This is a genomic window from Stenotrophomonas maltophilia group sp. Smal13, from assembly GCF_030236855.1.
Classification (GTDB): Bacteria; Pseudomonadota; Gammaproteobacteria; order Xanthomonadales; family Xanthomonadaceae; genus Stenotrophomonas; species Stenotrophomonas maltophilia_A.
The window spans coordinates 1-974 of record NZ_JASJSQ010000177.1 but is presented as its reverse complement, the minus strand read 5'-3'; the positions used below and the strand labels follow the sequence as shown (position 1 = coordinate 974).

Annotated in this window: 1 protein-coding gene; it reads right to left on the bottom strand. The window is 64.9% G+C overall.

Annotated features, from left to right (window positions below; translation table 11 throughout):
- Window positions 1-33: 33 nt before the first annotated feature.
- Window positions 34-974: Tn3 family transposase (locus QRO95_RS25240; protein WP_132422283.1), on the bottom strand; the 941-nt coding region annotated here is incomplete at its 5' end.

The window sequence follows — 974 nt, the reverse complement described above, 5'->3', positions numbered from 1 at the left end:
GGGGTCGTCTCAGAAAACGGAAAATAAAGCACGCTAAGCCGGTTGCAGCGGCCGTAGCGGCCTGAACTTGCCCGCGCCGATCTTGGCGCTGCTGCGCCAGAGGTAATCGCCGGTCAGGTTGATGTGCTCCCAGCCGAGCGGCGACAGGTACTGCAACAGGCCGTCATCGACGGCTTGACCGTGGCCACGCAAGGCGTTCGCGGCCCGCTCCAGATAGACCGTGTTCCATAGCACGATGGCCGCCGTCACCAGGTTGAGGCCGCTGGCCCGGTAGCGCTGCTGCTCGAAGCTGCGGTCGCGGATTTCCCCCAGGCGGTTGAAGAACACGGCGCGGGCCAGCGCGTTGCGCGCCTCGCCTTTGTTCAGCCCGGCATGCACGCGGCGGCGCAGCTCGACGCTTTGCAGCCAGTCCAGGATGAACAGTGTGCGCTCGATGCGTCCCAGCTCACGCAGGGCGACGGCCAGGCCGTTCTGGCGCGGGTAGCTGCCAAGCTTCCTGAGCATCAGCGAGGCCGTCGCCGTGCCCTGCTTGATCGAGGTGGCCATCCGCAGGATTTCATCCCAATGGGCGCGGACGTGCTTGATGTTGAGCGTGCCGCCGATCATCGGTTTCAACGCCTCGTAGGTGGCATCGCCCTTCGGGATGTAGAGCTTGGTGTCGCCCAGGTCACGAATGCGCGGGGCGAAGCGGAAGCCCAGCAGGTGCATCAACGCGAAGACGTGGTCCGTGAACCCTGCCGTGTCGGTGTAGTGCTCCTCGATCCGCAGGTCGGATTCGTGATACAGCAGGCCGTCGAGCACGTAGGTCGAGTCGCGCACGCCGACGTTCACGACCTTGGTGTGGAACGGCGCGTACTGGTCGGAGATATGGGTGTAGAACGTCCGCCCTGGGCTGCTGCCGTATTTCGGATTGATGTGGCCGGTGCTCTCGGCCTTGCTGCCGGTGCGGAAGTTCTGGCCGTCCGACGATGACG